Raw genomic sequence first — 21,708 nt, forward strand, 5'->3', positions numbered from 1 at the left:
AATGCAGATCAATGGATTATTAGAAAAAACGTCCTTAATCCGGATGATTGACGGTGCGCAGAAACCTGTGGACTCGGCTCGTATTGGCGAGCCATGTTATTCTGAGGATGGCTCCCGGAGTCAGATATTAGATATTATAGTTGGCAGGGAAGCCTGCGGGATTCAGCTATCGCTCATCAATGGAACGGTATTGATTTGTACGGAAGGGCTGCCAATTCAGACGAGCGAAGGCTGGAAGGCGGCTGTCAGTGTAAAGCCGGGAGATTCTGTGGGCTATCAAGAGCAATGGGGGAAGGATTACGTTGAAGTTCAGGAGGTTCGGAAAATCAACGAAAATATTCAGGTTGCGAATGTCTGCTTAGAAGACACCGTCGGAATCATCGCGAATGGAATTGTGGTCGGAGCTTTTAACAAAGTCGTCGAGGTGGAAGAAAAGCTCATGACGCCTCCGCCTTGGGGGACCTAGTAAACAGAAACTGCTTTGGGAGAAATCAGCCTGAAGCCGTTTTAATTTGATAAACAACTTGAAAATAATTCTATTCTATGATTAACTGGAAGTAATGAAAGAAATGGGGATCTGATCATGGAATTCACATTGACCCGCAGCCAGGCCCGGCAGTTTATCGTCTTATGGCAGGGCTTATCCGGCCCTTACCGCTGGCGTACCAACGCCGAGATTGTGGGATTGGTTCATCAGCTGGGATGTTTACAGTTTGATCCGATTGACATCTGCGGCCGCAACGCCGATCTGGTACTGCAGGCGCGGGTGGGCGGCTATCGGAAAAGTCAGCTGGAAACATTGTTGTATAAGGAACGGAAGCTGATCGACGCGCTGGATAAAAATATGGCGATCTATGCGGAACAGGATTATCCCAAGTTTGCGCGGAACCGGCTTCACACCATGGGCTATCATCGGGTGAGTGAACAGATCGAAAACGCCGCGGCACAGATCAAACAGTTCATGCGGACGCACCCGGTTATTTGTTCGCAGGATTTACAATGGGATGAAAATCTCGTCTGGGTATGGGGACGGACGGCTTCGCTGGCAGCGGTCGCGCTGGAAGTGATGTTGTACCGCGGGGACGTCGTGATCCATCACCGGCGCGGCACAATCCGCTATTACAATCTGACTTCCGAGCGGTTTCCCGGACTGGATCCGCTGGCGGACCCGTTTGCGAGCGATGCGGAATATTACGGATGGCGCATAGAGCGCAGAATCCGGGCGCTGGGCTTGTGCTGGAACCGGCCTTCCGACGCCTGGCTGGGGATTGAAAAAATGAAGTCGCCTGAACGTCAGGCTGCCTTTGCCTTGTTGATGAAGCAAAATCGGATCATTCCCGTAACGGTGGAAGGGGTGGATCAGCCATTGTTTACCGTACCGGAAGCACTGCCCTGGCTGGAGAAGGTCATGCGGAAAGAACCGTTCCGCAAACGCATGGAATTCTTAGGCCCGCTGGATAATGCGCTGTGGGATCGCCGTCTGATTGAAGCGTTGTTTGATTTCCAATATAAATGGGAGATTTACACGCCGAAGGTACAGCGTCAATATGACAGTTACGTGCTGCCGGTGTTATGGGGCGATCGGTTTGTCGGCCGGATCGCGCTGGAAACGAAAACCAACGAAGGAAAATTAATCGTCAAGCAATTCTGGAGAGAAGCGAAGGTTCGGGATAGCCGGGCCTTGCGCCGGACTTTGAACCGGACGTTGGAACGCTTTGCCCGTTTTCATGGGTGTCCGGATCTTGATGGGCGATTTACTGAGTAAAACAATAACAATGTATACAATGCAGGAAGTGTGATCGAAGATTGATCAGAACTTTGAACGAGGATTAAATCAGGAGGAGAAAACATGATGGAATTCTTACGCTGCACGATGTCCGCTTTTGCCGTTCTGGGAAAAGAGGACAGCACCCAAAACACGAATAAGGACTGGATTCAACGATTGTGGAAAGATTTCAATGAACATTCCGCTGAAATTTCGCAGCTGGCTTTGCGGGATGAACAGGGAAATCTGGCAGGGTTCTGGGGCGCGATGACGAACTTTGACCGGACATTCCAACCCTGGGGGAATCATTTGACGGAAGGTTATTACCTGGCAGGCGTGCAGGTACCGATTGAAACAGAAGCACCGGAAGGCTGGACAAAGTGGATCATTCCCGCGTTTGATTATCTCTATGTTCCAGTCGAGAGCGATCCCTCTGAAGTCCTGCGTGCGGGTCTGGATGAAATAAAGAAGCAGGGGCTGACGCTCGCGGGCGCCATCCAGGAATTCTACTGTCCGCAGAAAAACGGCGAGATGTTCTTGTTTTTTCCCGTTTGCTTAATGTCAAACCAGCGATCATAAGAAATCCCTGCACTCTGCAGGGACCTTTTTGAATCCTGCGAAAGATTGAAAAACAGGGAAAAGCAGTCCTGAAAACACAAACGCAACGCAAAGTTGACGAAGTGCATTTTTAGAGAGATAGATTGGATATCCGGAATTGGATAGAATGAGGATATCCAAAAACTGAGGAGGAAATAAAAATGAATTTTGGAGAAAAACTATTCAAGCTGCGGAAAGAAAAAGGCCTGTCGCAGGAAGCGCTGGCCGATCAGTTAGGTACAACCCGTCAGGCTGTCAGTAAATGGGAGAATAATCAGGGCTATCCGGAAACTGAGAAAATCCTGCAGCTTTCCCAGCTTTTCGGCGTATCGACCGACTATCTGCTTAAAGCTGAAAAGTTGGAGAGAACCGCTGATGAAAAAGGGTATTATGTCAGCCGGGAAATGGCGAATGGATTTTTGGCCAGCGAGAAACGAGTCAATCGATTTCTGGCATGGGGGTTCTTATGCGGAGCGTTGACCGGGATTCCGATCATCCTGTTTGAAAATCAGCCGACGATGAGACTGGTGGGAGCAGCGGGGATCGGAGCATTGGGCGTCAGCGCGCTGATCGTCGCGATGTTTGCGGAACAGGAACAATACAAGGTGCTGAAGGAAGAACCGCTGCTGTTCGATCCGGAGGTGCGCAGAACCTTGAATGATGAATACAAAACCTTGAAAAAGAAAGCGATGCTGATCGCGGTGCCATCTACAATTCTGTTTGTGCTGGGACTTTTGGCGCTGGTCTTTTCCGTCCGCGGAATTTTTCCCTGGTCATCCCTCTCCGGGTTGATTTTTCTGGGACTGGGGTTAGGAATGTTCGGTTTTGTTATCTCACTGGGCACAATCGAAGCTTATGAGATTCTGGTGAAAAACGAACAATATGCCGCACGTTTCCTGTTTAAGGCAAAGCGCAGAATTCGGGATAAAATTGCCAAGCTGTAGTCTGGGGGACCTTCTGCTTCAATACCTAGTCTCTCTTTTGTCGCCAGTAGGCATGTTGTTTGATATTTTGAGTTCTCTTGCTGTCGAATCTATCTGTTATGCTTGCCTTATGATTGACAGGAGAACCCAGGATGCTTTCCAGCTCTGCCGCTTCTGTGTTTTGACCGCTATTCCAGCAAAGACGGAAGCCGGCGGCTTTGAAAAGGTCGTTCTGGTTGGGGAAAGGCCTTCCGGGATCGGTTTGCTGTGGAGTTGCGCAGCCGGCAAGCATGAGCAGCGTTGCGTTAGGATCGGCAGGCAATGTATCAACATACTGCCTGTCCTAATAAGTGGTTTTTATCGTTGAATGTGCGGCAGGATTAGAATAGTCCGCTGCGTCTACGGCAAACAACATGCCAGCGAAAGGAGCCTTTTCAAAGCTGCCGATCCAACTCTGCAGACCGTCGGATGGTCTTCGCCGTCCTCAGCCACAGCGGCGATCAAATATACCTCGAGGAATGCGTAATCCCGGGTATACAGTGAATTCGTCAGATCCAACACGTTTTAAGACTGCCCGCTCAGCTCGTAAAAATAGATTGATGTCGCCAAGGCCAGCACTGAAGTGTATACCATGTTAAGGATAAAGAAATGGAATCTGAGTAAATTATAGGCAAAAAACGATATCCTAAGGTCAAAAAGGAGGATATACACAAAAAGCAATGATATAAAACCGATCAGCGTCTTCACAAATTACAATTTATTTCCCCACTAAATGATTTTTCACAAAATCAAGTAACAAATCTTTAAATACACTTTCTTTTCCTTGGAAATCGCTGAAATAAATTTCGATAGAATCTTCGTTTAGATATTCTATAAAATTTATAATGACTATATTATCATCACTATATACAATTTTATCTTCTAATTCTGTATAGGTAAGTTTTACATCCTCTGCAAAGTCAATATAACTATTCTTTGAAAAAGATCGTTTCTCATAAACTCCTAAAAAACCAATTAGCTTAGTATATAAATCACCTTGTTTAATAGTATCTTCTGATGGCTTATAAGAAGCCATAAGATAAAACTGAATTTGATTAGTAAATTTTTCTATTTTATCACAGAATGAATTCTTAATGTCTCCTTGGCAGCTAAAACAATCTATGTATAACTCATCAAAATCAGAATATTCATAAATATTAAAGTTTTCCAACAAGTTTTTATATGGAATGTGTAAAGATTCCGGCATTTCAATTTCTTTACGCATTACTTGATCTGTTTTAGTTAAAGTGCAGGAGGCTAAGAAGAATATCACAATGCTAATAAGTAGCTTTTTCACTTTATTCACCACTCTTTCTATAAGTTCAAGCGTAATTTTTTATCTTTAATTTTATAATAATTTATATTAAGAAATTGTACTTTAACCGGGATCAATGAAAGGCTTAGCATACTGAAAATTACCAAAGTCATAATACGTTTTTTAACAACATTTCTCCCTAAGCTGGCTAAGATCATGAATCAAAACATAGTAAACTAGTCCATTGATTGCTACCTATTATCCAGTTAGGTTATCCTTTCATTTTACAATGAAAGTATAATGTAAAATGAGTTTTATCTATAGTCTGTTTAATTATAAATTGTTTTGATATAATTGAATTGTTAGATAAATTTCTTTTTTACATCGTCCTTTACTATTTTATCAGCGATTTCCATAGCTATATCCTGGAAAATGAAGCATAGTTTACGTCAGCAGCTTAGACAGTCAGTGAAGAGATTCAGTTGAAGCTTTTATTACAGAATGATCGGCCTTCGCCGCGGTGCGGGTGGATTCCGTGGCCAGCGCATTGAACTGACTGTTTGGACGAAAGCTGGATATGAGAGTTAAAATGTTTTTTATGAAAGTGCCTTCTTTTTAGAATGAGTTGCTGAAACGAGACAGTTCGTTGCTTGACCAGTAATTGATTTGTGTCTTGATTTGAAATAGAAATGCTCTTATTTTCGACGTTTCGTTATTCAATAATAGAAGATAATAGATCGCGATTGCCAGTCTTTAAACATACGGACTATCAGAGTTTAGCAGCAGCGCGTTTTTTATATGTCGGGGAATATCAAATGAATAGTATGCTTTGAAAATCAGTTGGCGATGAGACTGCTGGGCACAATCGAAGCCTATGAGATTCTGGTGAAAAATGAACAATATGCCGCACGTTTCCTGTTTAAGGCAAAGCGCAGAATCCGGGATAGAATTGCCAAGCTGTGATTTACCCCGCAGAAAGCAGGCATAAATCTCAAAATAAGAACGTGACTGATCTGAAAATCAGGCGATGAATCTCATAAAAAGATCCGACATCTGCCGGATTTTTTTGCCTGTCTTCATCAGTCTGAGAGTTGAAAACTGACAGTTTCAGGAGCGTCTCAGTTTTCAGCCGGGAGTTCTATCTGACGACGCAGGGCATCCAGGAATATCTGGGCGGGACGGGAAAAAATCTGATACTTTTTCCAGACCAGCGTCATTTCCATCTCCACTGTCGGCGAACAAGGCCGGAAGCACAGGGAACTGCCTTCGGTGTTGATCAGTTTATTCAGCGTCAGCGCACAGCCCATGCCCTCGTCAACCATTAATGAAGCATTATAAATCAAATTATAGGTCGCGGCGATCGTCAGCTGGGAAAGATCTTTTTTCAGCCATCGCAAAAGCGCGTGCTTGTTATCAACCTGGCGGGATAGAAGCAAGGGCTGATCCGCTAACATCTCCGCTTCGACTGCCGGGTAAGCGGCCAGCGGATGATCGCGGCGCAATAACACGCCCCAGTGATCCCGGGCAGGCAGCGCCAGCGTTGAATAAGCGGAAAAATCGCGATCGCCTAAAATCAGCGCGAAATCGATCAGACCTTTGTCCAGTTTTTCCACAATATCCGGCGCGTCGCCGCTGATGATATGCAGCCGAATACCAGGATACTCCCGCCGCAGCGACTTCGCGGTCTGAAGCAAAATCCGCAATCCGTCGGTTTCCCCGGCACCGATGTAAATATCTCCGGCGACGGTCTCCTCGGCGGCCAGTTCATTTTCAGTTTTCGTCACCAGGTCCAGGATTTCCTGGGCCCGTTTGCGCAGCAGCATCCCTTCCTCCGTCAGGGCAATTTGCCGGCTGCCCCGGATCAGCAGCGGCTTGCCGATTTCCGCTTCCAGATCCATCAGCTGGCGCGAGAGCGTCGGCTGGGATAAATGCAGGGACTGTGCAGCGCGGGTGATGCTTTGTTCCCGGGCAACCGTCAAAAAATAATGCAGTACGCGAAGTTCCATCCCTCATTCCTCCTTTTTTGTCACTATACCATGGAAGTTCTATGCTTTTCAAGCATGATAATGTATTAGATATAAGTATTTGTTATTGAAAAAAGCGAGCAGTACAATGAAGACGAAAATTAAAGGAGGACCAATCGGATGAAATATAAAAGTTTGAGGGGACGAGCCGGACTTATCGCGGCGGCCGTAGTATTCATTCTATCCGGCTGCCAAAGCGGCGGTTCAATTCAGGGTCAAGAGGGTGTGGATCTGCTGAGCCAGATCCAGCAGCGCGGGGTGCTGCGGATCGGAACGGAAGGTACCTATTCCCCCAACAGCTATCACGACGAGAGCGGCGAGCTGGTCGGCTTTGACGTCGAGGTGGCGCGCGGCGTTGCCGAGCAGCTGGGCGTGAAAGCGGAATTTGTAGAAGCGGAATGGGATTCACTGTTTGCGAGCATGGATGCCGGCCGCATCGATACGGTCATCAACGAGGTTGAATATTCCGAGGAACGTGCTGAAAAGTATGATTTCTCCGATCCCTATACCTATGTTCACGGGGCGCTGTTAGTCGCTGCGGACCATCCGGAGATCGCCGGCTTTGACGATTTAAAGGGCAGGCGCTCGGCGCAGAACATGACGAGCAGCTGGGGCCGGATGGCGGAAAGCTATGGCGCGGAAGTTGTCAGCGTCGATACCCTGACCCAATGCGTGGAGCTGCTGACCAGCGGCCGGGCCGACGCGACGCTCAACGCGGAAACAGCGTTCTATGATTATCTCAAGCAGCATCCGGAAGCGCCGGTAACGATCGTGGCGATGACCGATTCAACGACCTCTTCCCTGATTCCGGTGAAGAAAAACAATCCGGAGCTGGTGGAAGCGATCAACAACGCGCTGCAGGCGATGCGCGATTCCGGCGAGCTGGCGCGGCTTTCAGAAAAATATTTCGGTTCGGATATTACGAATGCCGACTAGAAGGAAGGCGGGTCTATGAATGAGCGCATCCTGCGGATTCTGATCGAGTCCTTCTGGCAGATTCTGCTTCCCGGACTGACGATGACGATCCCGCTGACAATTCTGTCGTTTACCTTCGGCCTGATCCTGGCGCTGCTCGCCGCGCTTGTGCAGGTGGCTGAAATCCGCGTGCTGAAGCCGATTGCCCGGTTTTACATCTGGGTGATCCGCGGTACGCCGCTTTTAGTGCAGCTGTTTGTGATCTTTTACGGTCTGCCCAGTTTGGGAATTATACTCGATGCATTTCCTTCGGCGGTGATCGTGTTTTCCGTCAATACCGGAGCGTATGCCGCGGAAACGATCCGCGCGGCGATGGAGTCGGTGCCCCGCGGACAGCTGGAAGCCGGCTACTGCGCAGGCCTGACCTACGCCCAGACAATGCGCCGGATCATCCTGCCGCAAGCGATGCGGACCGCGTTTGCCCCGTTAAGCAACTCGCTGATCAGTTTGGTGAAAGATACGTCGCTGGCGGCGAATATCACCATTTTAGAAATGTTCATGGCTTCACAGCGGATTGCCGCCCGAACCTATGAGCCGTTTGCTTTGTATTGCGAGGTCGGTTTGATCTACCTGCTTTTCTGCACCGTGCTGACAGCCCTGCAGCGGCGGCTGGAAAAGAAAATGCCGCAGTATTAGAGAGGAAGATCAAATGCTGAAAATTATGGATGTTCACAAGTCGTTCGGCCCGACAGAGGTGCTGAAGGGCGTTTCCATCAATGTGGAAAAGGGCGACGTCATCACGATCCTCGGCCCTAGCGGTTCCGGGAAAACAACGCTGCTGCGGTGTATCAATTTCCTTGAACAGGCCGACCGGGGAACGATGGAATTTGACGGCGAGCGGCTGCAGTTGAACGCGGTTAAGAAGAAAGACAAAATCCGGCTGCGCAAGAAGACGGCGTTCGTCTTTCAGAACTACAATCTGTTCCGTAATAAAACAGCCTTGGAAAACGTGATGGAAGGGCTGATCATCGGACGGAAAATGCCGAAGGCGGAAGCGATAAGCATCGGCACTCAGGCGTTAGACAAGGTCGGGCTGCAGGCCCGGTACAATGCGTACCCGCATGAGCTGTCCGGCGGTCAGCAGCAGCGGGTGGGGATTGCCCGTGCGATCGCGACCCAGCCGGAGGTGATTTTGTTTGACGAACCGACGTCCGCGCTCGATCCGGAATGGATCGGCGAAGTGCTGAGTGTGATGCGGACGCTGGCGCAGGAAGGCATGACGATGCTGATCGTGACGCATGAAATGACCTTTGCCCGCCAGGTGGCCAGCCGTGTGCTGTTGATGGACGAAGGCGTCATCGTGGAAGAAAATACACCAGAGCTGTTCTTCGGCGCGCCGCAGAAGGAACGCACACGGCAGTTTCTAAAGACGCTGCAAAATCGTTAAGCGGACGAAAATGAAAGATGAGATCAAGAAGGAGGACTGCGTATGAAAACATCAGACCGTCTGCGCTTAGTCCAGTCAGCGGCGCAGGTGATCGACGCGGAACTGGCTTCCTGCACCGCAGCGGAAGTGTTCAAAATTCAGACCCGCGTCCATTTCAGGCGGAGCGGAAAGGATTGAGCGATGAACAGAGAAAACGGGAAAACCAATCCGGAGAATATCCAGACTGAAAACGTCAGTGAAGAAATCCTGCAGAATTTAAAAGACGCCGGCTGCGATGAAACGACGATCGGCTGTTATATCGGCTGCTGCGGCTGCGGCCAGGATCAGGTGAAAGTTCTGAAAAAACATCGGCGCTGCCTGCTCGATAAAATTCACGAAGGCCAGAAACAAATCGACTGTCTTGATTATCTGTTATATCAGATGGAAAAGGAACAGCGAAAGAAAGAAGCGGAGGACAAGCATGAGTGAAATTAAAATCACAATCCGCGGCCGGGAATTTAAGGCCCGGCTCAATCATTGTGCGGCGGCGCAGGCGTTATGTTATCAAATGCCGATGACCGTGGTGATGGATGAGCTGAACGGCAATGAGAAATACTGTTATTTAAAGGAAAATCTGCCGACCCGCTCAGTATATCCGAACACCATCGCAGCGGGCGATCTGATGTTGTTCGGCGGCAGCTGTCTGGTCTTATTCTACAAGTCGTTTACGACGGCGTATGATTATACGGTGCTGGGCGCAATTGAAAACCCGGAAGGTCTGGCGGAAGCGGTAGGCTCCGGTCCGGTTGAGGTTGAATTTGCGGTCGTCAGTGAGTGAAGGAGGAAAATAGGATGAATTTTGATCAGACGCTGGATCGGCGCGGAACTGATTCAATGAAATGGGAGGTTGCCGAGGGACAGCTGCCAATGGGGCTGGCCGATATGGATTTTGAAACCGTTCCGGAGGTCAAGGAAGCAATTCTGCGCCGGGCACAGCACGGGGCATATGGTTATACGCTGGTGTCTGAGGCCTGGAAGCCGGCCTATCAGAACTGGTGGCTGCGGCGGCATCACTGGCCGATTGAGGCGAACTGGCTGTTGTTTTGCACCGGCGTGGTTCCGGCGATTTCCAGCCTGGTCCGCAAGCTGACGACGCCGGCGGAAAAGGTCGTATTGATGACGCCGGTCTACAATATCTTCTTTAATTCCGTGGTGAATAACGGCCGGCAGGTGCAGGAGTGTCCGCTTCACTATGACGAAAACGGCTACACGGTGGACTGGCCGGCCTTGGAGGCGGCGCTGGCGGATCCGCAGACTTCGCTGTTGATTCTGTGCAATCCGCACAATCCGATCGGCAAATTATATGACGCAGAAGAACTGGCGCGGATCGGCGAGCTGTGCAGGAAACATCATGTGTTGGTGATCGCGGATGAAATCCACTGCGACCTGACGGATCCGGGTTATGAATATACGCCGTTTGCCTCGGTCTCGCCCACCTGTGCCGAGCTGTCGGTCGTTTGCATCGCCCCGACGAAAACGTTCAATTTAGCCGGGCTGCAGTCTGCGGCGTTAGTCGTGGTCAATCCCGCATTGCGGCATAAGGTCTGGCGGGCGATCAACACCGATGAAATTGCCGAGCCGAATGTTTTTGCGGCGGAAGCCGCGGTGGCGGCGTTGACTTATGGTGATTCATGGTTGGAGGCGCTGCGGTGTAAGATTTTTGAGAATAAACAGACGGTCATCAACACCGTGAAACAGGAACTGCCGCAGCTGCATGTAATTTCATCGCCGGCTACCTATCTGCTTTGGATTGACTGCGGAAAAATCTGCGCCGACAGCGCTGAGCTGGCAGATTTTCTGGCTGAAAAAGCGGGGCTGCTTCTCAATGAAGGAAAGGAATATGGTCAGGCCGGCAGGACGTTTTTGCGCATGAACGTCGCCGTTTCCTCTGAGCGGCTTAACGATGGCCTGGATCGTCTGATCCGCGGCGTCCGGTTGTTTTGCGCCGAAACAGGCGCGGAGGTAGCTTAATGAAGACCATCCAGCTGGGAAATTCAGACTTGCAGGTTTCAAGAATCTGTTTGGGGTGTATGGGCTTCGGCGATCCCCGTCAGGGTCAGCACCGCTGGACACTGGATGCCGATCAGACCCGCGACATTCTGGAACAGGCGCTGCGCCAGGGAATCAATTTCTTTGATACCGCACTGGCATATCAGGGCGGCACCAGCGAACAATATGTCGGCCGGGCGCTTAAAACACTGGCCAAACGTGAAGACGTGGTCGTCGCGACGAAGTTTCTGCCGCGCACGCCGGAACAGATTCAGGCGGGAATCACGGTCAGCGGCCATATTGAACAAATGCTGAATCAAAGCCTGGAAAATCTCGGCATGGATTACGTCGATTTGTATATTCTGCACCGCTGGGATGCGAGCGCGCCGCTGGAAGAGATCATGGCCGGACTGAACCGTGCCGTGACTTCCGGAAAGGTCCGCTATCTGGGAATTTCCAACTGTTACGCCTATCAGCTGGCAAAGGCGAACGCGGTGGCGGAACAGCTCGGGGTTGCGAAATTCATTTCCGTGCAGGGACATTATAATCTGATCTTCCGGGAAGAAGAACGCGAAATGATGCGGCTGTGCGCTGAGGACAACCTTGCGCTGACCCCGTACAGCTCTCTGGCCGGCGGCCGGCTGGCGAAACATCCAGGCGAGACTTCGCGGCGGCTGCAGGAAGATCTCTACGCGAAATCCAAATATGATTCCACCGTCGAACAGGATGCAAGGATCATCCGCCGGGTGGCGGAGCTGGCAGAACAGCGCGGCGTGTCGATGACGGAAATCGCACTGGCCTGGCTGCTGAGTAAGGTCAGCGCGCCAATCGTCGGCGCCACGAACTCCAGTCAGATCGAAGGCGCGGCCCGGGCTGTCGAACTGGAGTTGATGGAAGCGGAAATCCGCTATCTGGAAGAACTCTATCAACCGCATCGCCTGGTCGGCGTCATGGCGGACAACGGCGGACGTTGATCGGAAGTCCGCTGCGCTGAACAAGCACGGACATGGAAGTCAGACAGTACAGCCCGTCAGAAAGCAAGCTGGGCTGTGAAGAAAATAAGTAAAGGAGAGATAGAAATATGACAGTAAAACAAACGGCAGGACGACGGGATTTAGGCGAGTTTGCGCCTGAATTCGCGCATCTCAACGACGATATTCTCTTTGGTGAAGTATGGAACCGGACAACAGCGCTGTCGCTGCGGGATCGTTCGTTAGTCACCGTGACCACCTTGATGGCACAGGGCTTGGTGGATTCATCCTTCCAATATCACCTGCAGACTGCGAAGAACAACGGCATCACCCGCACGGAAATTGCGGAGATTCTGACCCATGCGGCATTTTATGCCGGCTGGCCGAAGGCCTGGGCCGCGTTCCGGATGGCCAAGGAAGTCTGGAATGAGAACGAGGAGCCTGCCGGCCATGGCGGACTTTTCGGGCTGGGCGAGCCCAATACTGCCTTTGCTCCGTATTTCATCGGTAACAGCTATTTAAAAATGCTGACAACGACAGGCATTCCGATTGCCAATGTAACCTTTGAGCCAGGCTGCCGCAACAACTGGCATGTCCATCATGCGCTCAGCGGCGGCGGACAGCTCCTGTTGTGTGTTGATGGCCAAGGCTGGTATCAGGAATGGGGAAAGCCAGCCCGTGCGCTCAATCCAGGCGACGTGGTCGTTATTCCTGCCGGCGTGAAGCACTGGCACGGCGCGGCGGCGGACAGCTGGTTTACCCATCTGGCGATCGAGGTGCCCGGCGAAGAAACTCACAACGAATGGCTGGAAGCTGTCGCCGATGACGTGTACGATTCACTGCCCCAAGACGAGGAAAACGCGTAACAGCTTGGAAAGTGAATTCTTCGAGCGAAGCCGTTCTTTTCCAGCCGTGCCCATCACGGCAGCCCTTTCGTGAAATTCACCCAGATTCAAGATAAAAGCCCAGGCCGTTCCCGGGCTTTTTACTATCTTAGAGTGAATAGACAGGAGTGAGAATGTGGAAAAAGTGAATGTCGCCGTTCTGGGCGCAACCGGCGCGGTCGGCCGGACGATGATCCGGATTTTACAGGAACGCCGGTTTCCGATGCGTTCGTTAAAGCTTTTAGCCAGTCCCCACAGCGCCGGCAAGGTGATCGATCTGGGCGCGAAGACGGGGATTGTCGAGGAATTTTCCCCGGCGGCCCTCAAGGATGTCGATCTGGTGTTCGGGGCGGTGGATAACGATCTGGTAGAAGAATACGCGCCGTTGATCCAGCGCAGCGGGGCTTTGTTTGTCGACAACAGCAGTGCTTTCCGGCTGGAGGAGGATGTGCCGTTAGTCATCCCCGAGATCAATGCCCGGGATATCCGCTGGCATCATGGCATCGTGGCGAATCCCAACTGTGCGACGATCCTGGCGATGATGGCGCTCTCGCCGATCCTGAAGCTGACGCGCGTAAAGCGGATGATCGTCAGCACCTATCAGGCCGTCAGCGGCGCAGGCATGAAGGGGATGGACGAGCTGGAACGCCAGATCCGCGATCCGTCCGCAGCCCCGGAGGTATTCCCGTTTCCTATCGCGTTCAACGTCATCCCGCAGATCGGCGATTTCGATGAAAACGGGATCAGTGCGGAGGAATGGAAAATGCAGAACGAAGGCCGCCGGATCCTGCATGATGAAGCGCTGCAGGTCAGCTGCACCTGCGTGCGGGTGCCGGTGTACCGCTGTCATTCGGAGTCGATTTATGTGGAAACTGAAACGGAAGTCAGTCTGGACGCAATCCGTCAGGCTGCAGAGGAATGCCCGGGGCTAGTGCTCAACGAAGCACCCTATCCGACGCCGAAGGAATGCACCGACAGCGACGCTGTGGTGATCGGCCGGCTGCGCCGGGATGAGGCATGTCCGCACGGATTGCATCTGTGGTGCTGCTGCGATCAGCTGCGCAAGGGAGCGGCGACCAATGCCGTGCAGATCGGCGAATGGGCCTGGCAGAATGGATTGTTGAAGAAAGGGGTGTAGCGTTTGATCCTGGAAAAATATCAGGGCTGCGGCAATGATTTTCTGATTGCCGACGGCAGCCGGACGCCGGTGATCGATCCCCAACAGATCGCTGCGCTGTGCGACCGGCATCGTGGTTTCGGAGCGGATGGTCTGATCATCGCCCGGCGGGATCCGCTCAGCATGGAATTGTGGAACCAGGACGGAACACGGGCCGGGATGTGCGGCAACGGTCTGCGCTGCTTTGTGCATCATGCCTACCGCAAGGGTTGGATCCAAGCGGATCGTCCGTATCGGATCGGCACCGGCGATGGTTTGCGGAGCGTGTGGATTTGTTCAACCGAGCCGTTTATCTGTCAGGTGGAAGCGGGCATTCCGGATTTTGATGCAAAACGGATGACGAATCAACCGCTGCTTCCAGGGTTGCTTCACGCGCCTTTTCTTTCTCAGCAGCAGTCGTGCAGCTTCTGGCTAGGCGTTCCCCACACTGTACTCTTTACGGCCGATCCGGAAGTCATCAGCGCGGAACAGGCCCGCACCATCGGCAGACATCCGTTTTTTAAGGAAGGCACGAATGTGGATTTCGTTCGCCTGAAGGAAAACGGCGAGCTGCAGGTCAGGACATGGGAGCGAGGTGTCGGCTGGACCCTGGCCTGCGGGACGGGCGCGTGCGCCAGCGCGGTCGCGGCGGCGATTTTCGGTATTTGTCCGCTGCCGTGTAAGGTTCGCTGTCCTGGCGGTCTGCTTCAAGTGAAACAAGCGCCGGACAAACAGTGCTTATTAACCGGCCCGTCGGTGTATATTGGAAAGGCGGAGGTCAAAGTATGCGGATGAAAACGGAGGAACTGATTCAGAAGCTGCATGATCATCCGCGCAGTACGGAAGTGCTTCTGATGTTTAATGAGGACTCCCCGACCCACTGGACGGACGCTGCGGTCTATGGTCAAACGTTCAAGCTGGTGATCGGCGAATGGGACAGTCTGCGTCCCCAGCTGCAGGCTCAAAAAGACCGGCTGCGTGATGTTCGGTTAGTCTGCCCGCAGCGTCAGAGCGCCTGGCCTTTGCTTGCGATTCAGGATCTGCCTTGCCGGATTGAACCGGGAGCCTGGATCCGGGACGCGGTGGAGATCGGGAAAAACGCGGTTATTCTGACAGGCGCGGTCATCAATGTCGGCGCGCAGATCGGCGCGGAAACGATGGTCGACATGAACGCGGTTGTCGGCGCACGGGCAGAAATTGGCCAGCGCTGCCATATCGGCGCCGGGGCGGTTGTGGCGGGGGTGCTGGAGCCGGCCAGTGCGGAACCCGTGGTGATCGAGGACGATGTTTTGATCGGCGCCAATGCCGTGATTCTGGAAGGGGTGCGGATCGGTAAGTCCGCGGTGATCGCCGCCGGCGCAGTCGTTACGGAAGACGTGCCGCCGGGATGGCTGGCGGCCGGCGTCCCCGCCCGCCTGATTAAGCGGAAAGACGAACAAACCCGGAAAAAAACTGAAATTGTGGAAAAACTGAGGGATAGTTCGCGGTGAAAACGGAAAACCTGATATAATAGAGTTCATCAGGAGGGTTTTCCATGGATAATGCACAGCGGTTTCTGAACGCGTTCGCGATGATCGAAAAGCAGTTGAAGCAGATCACCGGCGTCACGCGGTATTCGCGCTTTTATCAATTATTAAACCAGGCGTCCCGCAGCAGCGGGCTTGTCCGTAAATACGAAATGGAGCTGCAGGAGTATGCCGATCTGCGCAATGCCATCGTGCATCAGCGCTCTGACGAGGGACATATCATCGCGATTCCCATCGACGAGGTTGTCGCGGAAATTGAGGAGCTGGCACGGAAAATCTGCGAACCGCCGAAGGTCAGCGCGCATTTTCTCAAGCCGGTGAAAATCTGCGATCCCCAGACGAAAATCCGGGAAGCGGTAGACATCATGGAAACGATGGGGTCCTCCAAGCTTCCGGTTTATGCCCAGGGGGGATTTCACGCACTGTTAACGATGGAGATGATCGCCCGCTGGACGCTGCACCAGAGCCGCACGAATCAACCGCTTTCCGGTGTGGTCAGCGATTGTCTGTATTTTAAGGATAAGAAAGAACGGGTACTGTTTCTGCCCCGCACGGCGGACGTGACCGAAGCGCAGGATTTGTTTGAGGCAAGCCTGCATCGCGGCGTCAGCATCTCGGCGATTTTGATCACGGAGTCTGGAAGTGCCCATCAGAAACCGATCGGGATCATCACAGTCGCCGATCTGCCGCTGTTGTATGAGCTGGATAAATAGGGTGACGGAAGGGGAACGATGAACTCCCCTTTCAGCTTTGTCCACCTCATGATTTCCTTGTTTCAGCCGGTAAGAATAGACAGGCTTAACAGAATAATAGGGAGTATGCCAATCGCATAGCTGAATTAAATAAATTAACTCAAAAAGAGAAGAAAAAGGTTGAAATTCCATTCGGAATGCCTATACTAAAGGTGTAAGGTGTTGCTGAAACGCGGCACCCGTCATGAGCTACCTTTTACGGTGGCGTCGGACAGATGAGCGCTGGTGCTTCTTGGGTGTTGAAGCAGCGCTTTTCTTTTTGGCCTCTATAATTTTTAGACGGCATTTAATCACCTTGATCGTGCATTCGATCAAGGGCAGTGCGACTTTTAAAATCACAGTGATAAAAAGTTCCAGGAAATGTTCCATAGAATTGCCCTCCTTTGAAGACAGGCGACAAAAATCTGTCGGTTTGAATCGAATTTGAAACGGCCAAAAGTCGACTTTATCCGGACGGGCATCCGCGGCTCAACAAAACCCTACACTCTTAATATTGCGGAAAAGTAAAAATACCCCACTAAAAAAATGATGAAATAATTTTTCGCAAAGTAATTACAGTTTCATTTTGGGTTCAGTTTCCATTTTCGCTGCGTTCTTTTTAATCCTTTAACAAGTCAAAAATTGTCGCTTGAATGGGAGAAGGATCAGAAGTTTGTTGATTCTGATCGTGATTCAGCGTAGACTCTAAGCTCATAACACGTTTTTATATCCAATTTTTACAGCGAACAAATTTTCTTACCGTTTTTTTCTGCGAGGAGTAACAAAAGTTGCGGATAAAATGCTAAAAAAACTTGACAGAAGGACACAGTTTTTATAAACTATATTTACGCCGACTTAGCTCATCCGGTAGAGCAACGCACTCGTAACGCGTAGGTGGTAGGTTCAAGTCCTATAGTCGGCACCATGAGAATGTAATATCCCGTTGAGAAATTCAGCGGGATTTTTTTCATTCAAAGGGACGAAACTTGGATGCAGTAGAATTTACAAAGAAGCGGGAAGGCGCGGAAAATCTGATCGCTAGGTTTAGCCGGGAAACGGGTCACCCTTGTTCCACGAAGAATTGTTCACTGGCAGCGCTGGAAGGTCTGGTTACGCTGAATGCGGCAGTCTGGAACGCGAAATTTGCGGCCCCGGAGCACGATCCCGGCACTGACCTGCAGCTGTTCCAAGCAGATTACAGAAATACGATCTATCTTCTGAAATCCAACAGGATGATCTCGTTCAACTATGATCAGCCGATTGCGTTTACGGAAGCGAAGAGTCAAGTCATCACTGCGATGTTTGAAGAACAGAAGCTGTTTAACGCTGAAGCAGATCGAAAGTATGTTGTATAAAAGACTTGCACGCGTAAACCGTCGACTCTCGATTCAAGTCCTGCGTCTGACTTTGCTTGTCGGAAATTTGGACAATAACAAGGAAGCAAGTCGCGGCCGGTTCCTAAAAAACACGGACGCAATGGCATAAACTGATGTATAATAAAGACAATCCATAACTCAGCACTTTTGAACCGACGACGGCATGACTGCGATCAGGAAAAACGGGCAGGAGTTTGAAAATGTCATAAGGGAAATTGAATTGAATAATGCGGAATAAGCCTGGAAACAGCGCGTTTTTCTGTTGCTCTGATCCAACATTCACGTCCGCGGATCATCAGGCAGGAACTTATGGAAAAGCCGGATACCGGCTAAGGAGGAAAGCATGGCGATCATTCAAGGCTTGGAATGGACCTTCAACACCGTTGCGGAAGAATATGACAAGTGGAGTCCCGAATATGTGCCGGAGTTGTATGAGGATTTGTTTGCTTATCAGCCATTGAGTTCAGACAGCGAAGTTCTGGAAATTGGGATCGGCACCGGCCAGGCCACAACGCCGATATTGAAAACCGGCTGCCGCCTGACTGCGGTGGAGCTGGGCGATCAGCTGGCAGCGCTGACGCGGAAGAAATTCAGCGACTATCCTGATTTTACCGTTGTGACGAGTGCATTTCAGGATTATGAAAGTCCGGAGAATCGCTTCGATTTGATTTACTCCGCTGCGGCTTTTCATTGGATCCCAGAAGAAATCGGTTATCCGAAGGTGTATGCGTTGTTAAAACCGGGCGGTGTGTTCGCGCGGTTTGCCAAGCATGGAAATTATCGGCAAAGCAATGAAGCACTGTATGAAGAAATTCAGAAGGTTTACGCTCAATATATGGCGTATTCCGCGCCAACGCCGCCGTTCACTGAAGTGGACGCGAAAAGAAGATCTGAGATCAGTCTGCGGTATGGCTTTGTGGATCAGAAAATCAGGATGTATTCAAGAAAACGATCTTATTCAGCGCAGGATTATGTTTCACTGATCGCCACGCAGTCGGATCATATTATTTTAGACAAAGCGTTGAGAGCGGATTTCTACGCCGCAATTCAAAATAAGATCGAATGCTTCGGCGGCAGAATTGAGCTGGTCGATACGATTGATTTGGAATTAGCCCGGAAGCCATGGGTCCGGACAGAAAGGTTTTAACGGAGTGTAAAAAAGTCAGAAGGGAGGAGTACAATGACGCTAACCCATCATGAGCAAGCCCTGCTTCTGCTTCGTTTTCTGCAGCAGCGGCAGCGGAAGGCGGAGCTGGAACAAACGTTGGTTTTGGCAGAAGCCCAGGGCAGTCCGCTGGTGATCCTCCCGCGGCAGCATATTTTTTCCTGGAAGAAGAAACCGAAAGTCGATGTGCAGGCTGTGCGTCGGGAATTAAGCGAAATTGAAAAACATCCGATTTCCCTGTCGTCACAGGCATGCCTGGAGATTGCGGCACAGTTTTTGAGGGACGCGAAACAGTCAGAGAACCGATCAGCCCAGACCGGTGCTGAATTGATTGAACAGGCGTTGAAGCTGGAAGCCCTGGCGGAGGACTACGACGCTGTGATCTCGCAAAGCTATGATACGCGTGAGGCGGAAGGACAACGAGTTCCGTTTACCGGCTATGTCGGGTATGCCCCTAACGTTCAGATTCCTTACGATCTGCCAAGAATGCGCGAACTGGGTGAAGCGATGAAAAGCAGCTTGAAAGAAACACAGCGCTTAGTGCATCAGTTGGCCTGGAGCCGGGAATGGGATGTTCAGCTTCTCTTAAAAGAAGAAGTGGAAGGCTTCAAGGATATTCAACTAAACGCTGCCCGCTTCCACGTCCGGGCCCGCTCGGAAATGGAAACGGCAAGTCGGATCCGCAATGCCTTAATCTGCTTCCTGCCACGATTTCTGGAAACTTTACTTGATGCTGAAAATCAGGATGAAAATCCCTGTTAATCGATGTTGATTCCAGATCAGACAAGAAAGGTGAACTTCCCAAAAGCATTGGAGAACGCTGAAATCCAATGCTTTTTTAATGTCAAAAAATCCTTGAAAAATATAAAAATTTCACAAAAAAGGATTGACATCCGCTTCGGAATCCATAAAATAGATAAAGGTAGACGATCGTCTATAAAGGAGGAAAGAAGAAATGAAGAAATTAGTTGCCCTCGTTCTGGCGGCGATGCTGCTGACAACGGGGTGCTCAACCCAAGCGCCGGAAGCCGCCGGCGGCATGAAAGCGGGAACCTATAAAGCTTCGGCAGCCGGCTTCCACGGCGATATTACGCTGGAAGTCACGGTAGACGCGGAAAAGATCACGGATATCCAGGTGATCGAGCATTCAGAAACAGAAGGAATCGGCGCGGCAGCGTTACCGGAGTTAGTCACGAAGGTTCTGGACAGCCAGTCCATCGGCATCGACGGCGTATCCGGCGCGACGGTCACGTCGAATGGTTTTAAAGCAGCGATGGAAGATGCGTTAACCCAGGCAGGCGCGGATATGGATAAAATGACAAAATCCGCCGAATCTTCTTCGGCGACAAAAGAAGAAGTGACGCTGGACGCGGATATCGTCGTCGTGGGCGGCGGGGCAGCCGGTCTGACCGCGGCCTTGTCTTCGCAGCAGAACGGCAATAATGTTATCCTGTTGGAAAAGACGGGCGTTGTCGGCGGCGCGAGCGCCATGGCAGGTGCAGGCACGATGGCCACAGGCAGCCAGTGGCAGAAGGAAGACGGTTTTGAAGATTCACCGGAACAGCTGAAAGCGGATATGTTGAAAAATGGTCATAATAACAATGATGAAGCGACGTTGGATATTTATGTCAATACGACCGGCGCGGCGTTCGACTGGCTGGTTTCCGAAGACGGCGCGAATGTTCCGTATGAAAGAGATGGCAAGCCAACCCGCAGTTATTCCGGCACCGGCCGCGGCGCAGGTGTGGTTTCCAGCTTAGCGGATACCTTTAAAACAGCGGGCGGCACGGTGATGACGAATACGCCGGCTACCGAACTGATCGTGGACAACGGCGTAGTCAAGGGGGTAAAAGCCAGCGACGACGCAAAGAACTATACGATCAACGCCAAAGCGGTGATCCTGGCCACCGGCGGCTTCGGCGCTAATGATGCAATGGTTCCGGAAGCCTATAAGCAGTTCGTTTACGCCGGTCATGCGGGCGCAACGGGTGATGGCCTGAAGATGGCAGAAGCGGTGAACGCGGATACCTTCAACATGGAATTCGTCAATACGCAGCCCAACTCGATGATTCTGCCAAGCGGCTTAGGCCAGTATTGCAACCCGGGTGTCGGTGCAGCTTATTCCGCTTCCGGAGCGTTCCTGGTCAATCAGGACGGCGTGCGCTTCGCAAATGAAAAGGGCAACGCCTGGGATCTGATGCAGGAAATGAAGAAGAACTCAACTCAGTATCTGATCATGGATCAGACATCCTTCGACGCTTTCAACAAGGGCATGACGGGATCGAAGATCTATTCGGATGAAGATGTTGAAAAGTGGCTGGCCAACGACGGCGAAGGCAATCCGTTCATGGTCAAAGCGGATTCGTTAGAAGATCTGGCGAAGAAAATGAACCTGCCGGAAGGCGCATTAACCGAAGCGGCGGCGAAGTTCAACGAAACGGCAGCCAAGGGTGAAAAAGATGAATTCGGCCGCGAACTGACCGCACCGTTAAGTGAAGAAGGTCCATATTACGCATTGCAGCAGTATATCCGTTACTATGCGACGCTGGGCGGACTGCGCATCAACGACGGGATGCAGGTGCTGAACACGGAAAAACAGCCGGTTGAAGGCTTATACGCAGCTGGTGAAGTTGTCGGCGGACTGGAAGGCGACGTCTACATGGGCGCTACGCTGTTCGGCTGGGCAGTAACCAGCGGATATAACGCAGGCAACGCCGCTTCCGCAGCGATTGCGAAATAAGTTACAGACTTCATAGATTTAATAAAAAAGCCATAACCAAGGTTTCTGATTTGTGTCAGCAGCCTGGTTGCGGCTTTTTTTATTCTTCTTGCAGCCTAAAGAGAATCCGTGGAAGCAGGATTTGAAATAGATCAAAATGTTCCGAAAAAGATCAATGTGAATACTC

24 protein-coding genes and 1 tRNA gene are annotated in these 21,708 nt (G+C 51.1%); 22 read left to right on the forward strand and 3 right to left on the reverse strand.

What is annotated here, in order from left to right:
* The first annotated feature begins 1 nt into the window (after position 1).
* The 4 genes from DWY25_RS10585 (at position 2) to DWY25_RS10600 (ending at position 3,306) form a co-directional block, all read left to right on the forward strand.
* Complete coding sequence (locus DWY25_RS10585) at positions 2-466, forward strand: Hint domain-containing protein (protein ID WP_117895200.1); 465 nt, start codon at positions 2-4, stop codon at positions 464-466.
* A 117-nt stretch (positions 467-583) separates the two neighbouring features.
* Positions 584-1,765, forward strand: coding sequence for a DNA glycosylase AlkZ-like family protein (locus tag DWY25_RS10590; RefSeq protein WP_117895201.1), 1,182 nt, complete (start codon positions 584-586; stop codon positions 1,763-1,765).
* 84 nt (positions 1,766-1,849) lie between these two features.
* Positions 1,850-2,344 (forward strand): GyrI-like domain-containing protein, encoded by a 495-nt coding sequence (locus tag DWY25_RS10595; protein WP_244925965.1) that lies wholly within the window; start codon positions 1,850-1,852, stop codon positions 2,342-2,344.
* A gap of 179 nt (positions 2,345-2,523) precedes the next feature.
* On the forward strand, positions 2,524-3,306 hold the full coding sequence (locus DWY25_RS10600) for a helix-turn-helix domain-containing protein (protein ID WP_117895202.1): 783 nt from the start codon (positions 2,524-2,526) through the stop codon (positions 3,304-3,306).
* 736 nt (positions 3,307-4,042) lie between these two features.
* On the opposite strand, the gene DWY25_RS10605 is transcribed toward DWY25_RS10600, so the two are convergent.
* Positions 4,043-4,621, reverse strand: coding sequence for a hypothetical protein (locus DWY25_RS10605; protein ID WP_117895203.1), 579 nt, complete (start codon positions 4,619-4,621; stop codon positions 4,043-4,045).
* Between the two features lie 1,076 nt (positions 4,622-5,697).
* Positions 5,698-6,585, reverse strand: a complete 888-nt coding sequence (locus DWY25_RS10615; protein WP_117895204.1) for a LysR family transcriptional regulator — start codon at positions 6,583-6,585, stop codon at positions 5,698-5,700.
* Between the two features lie 138 nt (positions 6,586-6,723).
* On the opposite strand from DWY25_RS10615, the gene DWY25_RS10620 reads away from it, so the two are divergent.
* The 13 genes from DWY25_RS10620 (at position 6,724) to DWY25_RS10675 (ending at position 16,243) form a co-directional block, all read left to right on the forward strand.
* The gene (locus DWY25_RS10620; RefSeq protein ID WP_117895205.1) at positions 6,724-7,539 is read left to right on the forward strand and encodes a transporter substrate-binding domain-containing protein; all 816 of its coding nucleotides are present in this window, start codon (positions 6,724-6,726) and stop codon (positions 7,537-7,539) included.
* A 15-nt stretch (positions 7,540-7,554) separates the two neighbouring features.
* Positions 7,555-8,214 (forward strand): amino acid ABC transporter permease, encoded by a 660-nt coding sequence (locus tag DWY25_RS10625; protein ID WP_117895206.1) that lies wholly within the window; start codon positions 7,555-7,557, stop codon positions 8,212-8,214.
* Between the two features lie 13 nt (positions 8,215-8,227).
* Positions 8,228-8,965 (forward strand): amino acid ABC transporter ATP-binding protein, encoded by a 738-nt coding sequence (locus DWY25_RS10630; RefSeq protein ID WP_117895207.1) that lies wholly within the window; start codon positions 8,228-8,230, stop codon positions 8,963-8,965.
* 42 nt (positions 8,966-9,007) lie between these two features.
* Positions 9,008-9,142: a hypothetical protein gene (locus DWY25_RS18040; protein WP_261795726.1), complete on the forward strand. Its 135-nt coding sequence runs from the start codon at positions 9,008-9,010 to the stop codon at positions 9,140-9,142.
* A gap of 3 nt (positions 9,143-9,145) precedes the next feature.
* A complete protein-coding gene (locus DWY25_RS10635; RefSeq protein WP_117895208.1) occupies positions 9,146-9,433 on the forward strand; it encodes a hypothetical protein in 288 nt (95 codons plus the stop codon).
* Positions 9,426-9,782 carry a cyclophilin-like fold protein gene (locus DWY25_RS10640; RefSeq protein ID WP_117895209.1) on the forward strand — a complete coding sequence of 119 codons (357 nt, stop codon included), beginning with the start codon at positions 9,426-9,428 and terminating at the stop codon, positions 9,780-9,782. The genes DWY25_RS10635 and DWY25_RS10640 overlap by 8 nt, the downstream gene beginning before the upstream one ends.
* A 14-nt stretch (positions 9,783-9,796) precedes the next feature.
* Positions 9,797-10,975, forward strand: a complete 1,179-nt coding sequence (locus tag DWY25_RS10645; RefSeq protein WP_117895210.1) for a MalY/PatB family protein — start codon at positions 9,797-9,799, stop codon at positions 10,973-10,975.
* Positions 10,975-11,967, forward strand: a complete 993-nt coding sequence (locus tag DWY25_RS10650) for an aldo/keto reductase (RefSeq protein WP_117895211.1) — start codon at positions 10,975-10,977, stop codon at positions 11,965-11,967. Before DWY25_RS10645 ends, DWY25_RS10650 begins: the two co-directional genes overlap by 1 nt.
* Before the next feature lie 107 nt (positions 11,968-12,074).
* Positions 12,075-12,830, forward strand: a complete 756-nt coding sequence (locus tag DWY25_RS10655; RefSeq protein WP_117895212.1) for a carboxymuconolactone decarboxylase family protein — start codon at positions 12,075-12,077, stop codon at positions 12,828-12,830.
* A gap of 154 nt (positions 12,831-12,984) precedes the next feature.
* Positions 12,985-13,986, forward strand: a complete 1,002-nt coding sequence (locus DWY25_RS10660; protein WP_117895213.1) for an aspartate-semialdehyde dehydrogenase — start codon at positions 12,985-12,987, stop codon at positions 13,984-13,986.
* A 3-nt stretch (positions 13,987-13,989) separates the two neighbouring features.
* Complete coding sequence (dapF, locus tag DWY25_RS10665) at positions 13,990-14,799, forward strand: diaminopimelate epimerase (RefSeq protein WP_117895214.1); 810 nt, start codon at positions 13,990-13,992, stop codon at positions 14,797-14,799.
* Positions 14,790-15,494, forward strand: coding sequence for a 2,3,4,5-tetrahydropyridine-2,6-dicarboxylate N-acetyltransferase (gene dapD, locus DWY25_RS10670; RefSeq protein WP_244925966.1), 705 nt, complete (start codon positions 14,790-14,792; stop codon positions 15,492-15,494). The genes dapF and dapD overlap by 10 nt, the downstream gene beginning before the upstream one ends.
* Positions 15,495-15,538: 44 nt before the next feature.
* Entirely contained in the window at positions 15,539-16,243 is a 705-nt protein-coding gene (locus DWY25_RS10675) for a CBS domain-containing protein (RefSeq protein WP_117895215.1), read from the forward strand.
* Positions 16,244-16,471: 228 nt separating this feature from the next.
* On the opposite strand, the gene DWY25_RS10680 is transcribed toward DWY25_RS10675, so the two are convergent.
* Positions 16,472-16,651: a hypothetical protein gene (locus DWY25_RS10680; protein ID WP_006059679.1), complete on the reverse strand. Its 180-nt coding sequence runs from the start codon at positions 16,649-16,651 to the stop codon at positions 16,472-16,474.
* Positions 16,652-17,110: 459 nt separating this feature from the next.
* On the opposite strand from DWY25_RS10680, the gene DWY25_RS10685 reads away from it, so the two are divergent.
* From DWY25_RS10685 to DWY25_RS10705, 5 genes are all read left to right on the forward strand, one after another.
* A tRNA-Thr gene (locus DWY25_RS10685) sits at positions 17,111-17,186 on the forward strand.
* A 61-nt stretch (positions 17,187-17,247) separates the two neighbouring features.
* A complete protein-coding gene (locus tag DWY25_RS10690; RefSeq protein ID WP_117895216.1) occupies positions 17,248-17,616 on the forward strand; it encodes a hypothetical protein in 369 nt (122 codons plus the stop codon).
* A gap of 364 nt (positions 17,617-17,980) precedes the next feature.
* On the forward strand, positions 17,981-18,784 hold the full coding sequence (locus tag DWY25_RS10695) for a class I SAM-dependent methyltransferase (RefSeq protein WP_117895217.1): 804 nt from the start codon (positions 17,981-17,983) through the stop codon (positions 18,782-18,784).
* Positions 18,785-18,817: 33 nt separating this feature from the next.
* Positions 18,818-19,564 (forward strand): hypothetical protein, encoded by a 747-nt coding sequence (locus DWY25_RS10700; protein ID WP_117895218.1) that lies wholly within the window; start codon positions 18,818-18,820, stop codon positions 19,562-19,564.
* Positions 19,565-19,757: 193 nt separating this feature from the next.
* Positions 19,758-21,542: an FAD-dependent oxidoreductase gene (locus DWY25_RS10705; RefSeq protein ID WP_117895219.1), complete on the forward strand. Its 1,785-nt coding sequence runs from the start codon at positions 19,758-19,760 to the stop codon at positions 21,540-21,542.
* The last annotated feature ends 166 nt before the right edge of the window (positions 21,543-21,708 follow it).

This window comes from Holdemania filiformis (genome assembly GCF_003459085.1).
GTDB lineage: Bacteria > Bacillota_I > Bacilli_A > Erysipelotrichales > Erysipelotrichaceae > Holdemania > Holdemania filiformis.